2 protein-coding genes are annotated in these 4,281 nt (G+C 68.7%); both read left to right on the forward strand.

The genetic code is table 11. The features are described from left to right. Positions 1–1,940 (forward strand): glycine--tRNA ligase subunit beta (glyS, locus tag IM632_RS05295; protein WP_296552069.1); only part of this gene is annotated, 1,940 nt, incomplete at its 5' end. Between the two features lie 13 nt (positions 1,941–1,953). Then, the coding region (ppdK, locus tag IM632_RS05300; RefSeq protein WP_296552070.1) for a pyruvate, phosphate dikinase at positions 1,954–4,281 on the forward strand (2,328 nt) is incomplete at its 3' end.

Here is a 4,281-nt window from a genome sequence, read left to right on the forward strand (position 1 = left end):
CCACGCCGGAGGTTATCGCCGAGATCGTACCGGACATCATCCGTAACTTCCCCTGGCCCAAGTCCATGACCTGGGGAACCGGGACCCTCCGCTGGGTCCGGCCCCTCAGGCATGTGCTCTGCCTGTTCGCCGCCGCGCCCGTCTCGTTCGAGGTCGATGGGGTCCAGACCGTGGATTTCGCGGTCGGACATCGGTTCATGGGCTCGAACCGGCCCTTCCGGGTCAAGAGCTTCGCCTCCTACCGTTCGGGGCTGGAGAAGCGGTTCGTCCTGCTCGACGCCGAGGAGCGCAAGTTGCGCATCCTCGCCGAAGCCCGCCGCCTGTGCGCGGACCGGGGGCTGGAGCTGGTCGAGGACGTTGGGCTCCTGGACGAGGTCGCAGGCCTTGCAGAGTGGCCGGTTCCCATTCTCGGCGACATGGATCCGGACTTCCTGGCGCTGCCGCCGGAAGTGATCCGCACCTCCATGCGCAATCACCAGAAGTACTTCGCCGTGAGAGATCCTGCCACAGGCGGCCTGGCGCCGCACTTCGTCACGGTGTCCAACATCGCCGCTCCTGATGGCGGGGCGGTCATCGCCGCCGGCAACGCCAAGGTGTTGTCCGCCCGCCTGTCAGACGCCCGGTTCTTCTGGGATGAGGACCGCAAGGTCACCCTCGAGTCCCGGCTGGAGAAGCTGAAGTCGGTGACCTTCCACGCTCGCCTCGGCACACTCGCTGAACGGGTCGAGCGGCTGGAGCACCTCGCCAGCGCGCTTTCGGTCCGAGTGGGCGCCGATCCGGCCAAGGCCGCCCTGGCGGCGCGCCTGTGCAAGGCGGACCTGACCACCGGCATGGTGGGCGAGTTCCCCGAACTCCAGGGCCTGATGGGCGGCTACTACGCCCTCGAGGAGAAGCTGACCCCGGTCACAGCCGAGGCGATCCGCGACCACTACCGGCCCATCGGCCCGTCCGACGAGGTCCCGGATCGTCCTGTGACGATGGCCGTGGCCCTTGCGGAAAAGCTCGACACCCTGGCGGCCTTCTTCGCCATCAACGAGAAACCGACAGGGTCGCGTGACCCCTACGCCCTGCGCCGGGCGGCCCTGGGCGTGATCCGTATTCTCCTGACCTCGGAGGTCCGGGCGCCGGTGCGCGAACTCGTCGCAGACTGGTATCGGTCTCTCCGCTGCTTCATCGATCCGGGCCGGGCCCTCTACGCTTCCTCGCGCCGGACCACCGGCTACCTCGGCCCGCGCCCCCGGGCGGACTCAGAGGTCCTCCAGACCTATGTGGAAGAGTTCGAGGCCGCCCTCCTGGAGGCCGAGCCCATGGTCGTGGCCATCGATGCGGATTTCGACATCCGGTTTGATCGCAGCGCCTCCGCCGGCGAGGCGCCGGAGGGCGAGATCCTCTATCGCTTCCGTCCCTATCCCGAGGTCGCCGATGAGGTGCTGGCCTTCCTCGCCGAACGACTCAAGGTCTCGTTGAGGGAGCAGGGCCGGCGGCACGACCTGGTGGACGCCGTCTTCGCCTTGGGGGACGACGACCTTGTCCGGATCAACGCCCGGGTGGAGGCCCTGTCGCACTTCCTGACCGACGAGGATGGCGCCAATCTGCTCGCGGGCTACCGCCGTGCGACGAACATCCTCCGCGCCGAGGAGAAGAAGGGCCCGCTGCCGTCGGGTCCCGCAGAGATCCTGCCCGGCGCGCCGCAAGAGGAGATCGCTCTCGTGGCGGCCGTGGCCGAGGCCATACCGCGGGTGACGACCCTGACTGACGCTGAAGACTTCGCCGGGGCGATGCGGGCTCTGGCGGCCCTTCGCGGCCCCGTCGACGCCTTCTTCGAGAAGGTTCTGGTCAATGCGGAGGACCCGCAGGCCCGGGACAACCGCCTTAGGCTTCTGGCGCAGGTCCGCGCCGCCATGTCCGAAGTCGCCGACTTCGGGCAGGTCAACGGCTAGGAAGGGACGGCCAATGCCCGGTCAGACACGATGGGTCTATGCCTTCGGAGGCGGTTCGGCGGATGGGGACGCGTCCATGCGCAACCTGCTCGGCGGCAAGGGCGCCAACCTGGCGGAGATGTCGGCGCTCGGTCTTCCCGTCCCGCCCGGATTCACGATCACCACTGAGGCCTGCAACTACTTCTACGCCCATGAGCGGGCCTATCCGGACAGTCTTGCGGACCAGGTCGAGGCCGCGCTCGGCGCCGTCGAGGCCCTGACCGGCAAGCGGTTCGGCGATCCCTCCGCCCCCTTGCTGGTCTCGGTCCGGTCCGGCGGCCGGGCGTCCATGCCGGGCATGATGGACACGGTGCTGAACCTGGGCCTGAATGACGCCACCGCCGAGGGCCTTGCCGCCCTGGCCGGGGATCGTCGCTTCGCCCTCGATTCCTACCGGCGCTTCATCCAGATGTACTCCAACGTCGTGCTGGGCCTGGATCATCACCTGTTCGAGGAGATTCTCGACAATCATAAGGACCGGCTCGACGTCACCGTCGATACAGCCTTGACGGCCGAGGACTGGGAGAAGGTGGTCGCCGACTACAAGGCCGCCGTCGAAGAGGAGCTCGGCGAGCCCTTCCCGCAGGATCCCAAGGCCCAGCTCTGGGGCGCAGTCGGCGCCGTCTTCGCCAGCTGGATGAACGAGCGCGCCAAGTTCTACCGCCGCATGCACGACATCCCGGAGAGCTGGGGAACGGCCGTCAACATCCAGGCCATGGTGTTCGGCAACATGGGCGACTCCTCCGCGACCGGGGTGGCCTTCACCCGCAACCCCTCGACGGGAGAGAATCGTCTTTATGGGGAATTCCTGATCAACGCCCAGGGTGAAGACGTGGTGGCTGGCATCCGGACCCCGCAGGCCCTGACCCGGGCGGCCCGCGAGGAGATGGGAGACCGCGCGCTTTCCATGGAGGAGGCCCTTCCGGATGTCTTCGCCCAGTTCCGGGCGGTGGTGGAGCGGCTCGAGCGGCACTACCGCGACATGCAGGACGTGGAGTTCACGGTCGAGCAGGGTCGGCTCTACATGCTGCAGACCCGCAACGGGAAGCGCACCGCCAAGGCCGCCCTCAAGATGTCGGTCGACATGGCATCAGAGGGCCTGATCAGCCGGGAGGAAGCGGTCATGCGGGTCGATCCGGCCAGCCTCGACCAGCTCCTGCACCCCACCATCGACCCCGCCAGCCCCCGCGACGTCGTCGCGACCGGCCTGCCCGCCTCTCCGGGGGCGGCCACGGGGGTGGTCGTCTTCGACGCGGACGAGGCCCAGCGTCGGGGCGGGGCGGGCGAGGCGGTGATCCTGGTCCGCGAGGAAACCAGCCCCGAGGACATCCACGGCATGCACGCCGCCCGGGGCATTGTCACCGCCCGGGGCGGGATGACCAGCCACGCCGCCGTGGTCGCCCGAGGGATGGGTCGCCCCTGCGTCTCGGGCGCCGGCGACATCCGGATCGACGAGAAGGCCGGTGTCTTCCACGTCCGCGGCCGCAGCATCCGGGCCGGAGAGGTCGTGACGGTTGACGGCAGTCGCGGCGATGTCCTGGCTGGCGCGGTGCAGATGATCGAGCCGGAGCTCACCGGCGACTTCGCCACCCTGATGGGCTGGGCCGACAGCTTCCGGCGCCTGCGGGTGCGGGCCAATGCGGAGACGCCGCTGGACGCGCGCACCGCCCGCCAGTTCGGGGCTGAAGGCATTGGCCTGTGCCGCACCGAGCACATGTTCTTTGACGAGCAGCGTATCCAGGCCGTCCGGGAGATGATCCTGGCTGACGACGAGGCTGGTCGCCGGGCGGCGCTTGCGAAGATCCTGCCTATGCAGAGGGCCGACTTCGTCGAGATCTTCGACATCATGGAAGGGCTGCCGGTCACCATCCGGCTCCTGGATCCGCCGCTTCACGAGTTCCTGCCCCAGACCGAGGATGACGTGCGGGCCGTGGCGGAGGCCGGCGGGCTGGACGCGGACAAGCTGTGGCGCCGGGTGCGCGAGCTGCATGAGAGCAACCCCATGCTGGGTCACCGGGGTTGCCGCCTTGGGATCTCCTACCCCGAGATCTACGAGATGCAGGTTCGGGCTATATTCGAGGCGGCCTGCGAGATCGCCGGGGCAGGACGCACGGCGCCTATCATGGAGATCATGCATCCCCTGGTCGCCAAGGGCGAAGAGATGCGGTTCCTGAAGACCCTCACCGACCGGGTGGCCAGGGCGGTCCTGACCGAGCGGGGGCTCTCCCTGGAGTACCAGGTCGGCACCATGGTCGAGCTGCCCCGCGCCGCCCTTCGCGCCGCAGACCTCGCCGAGTCCGCC

Source organism: Phenylobacterium sp., assembly GCF_020402505.1.
GTDB lineage: Bacteria > Pseudomonadota > Alphaproteobacteria > Caulobacterales > Caulobacteraceae > Phenylobacterium.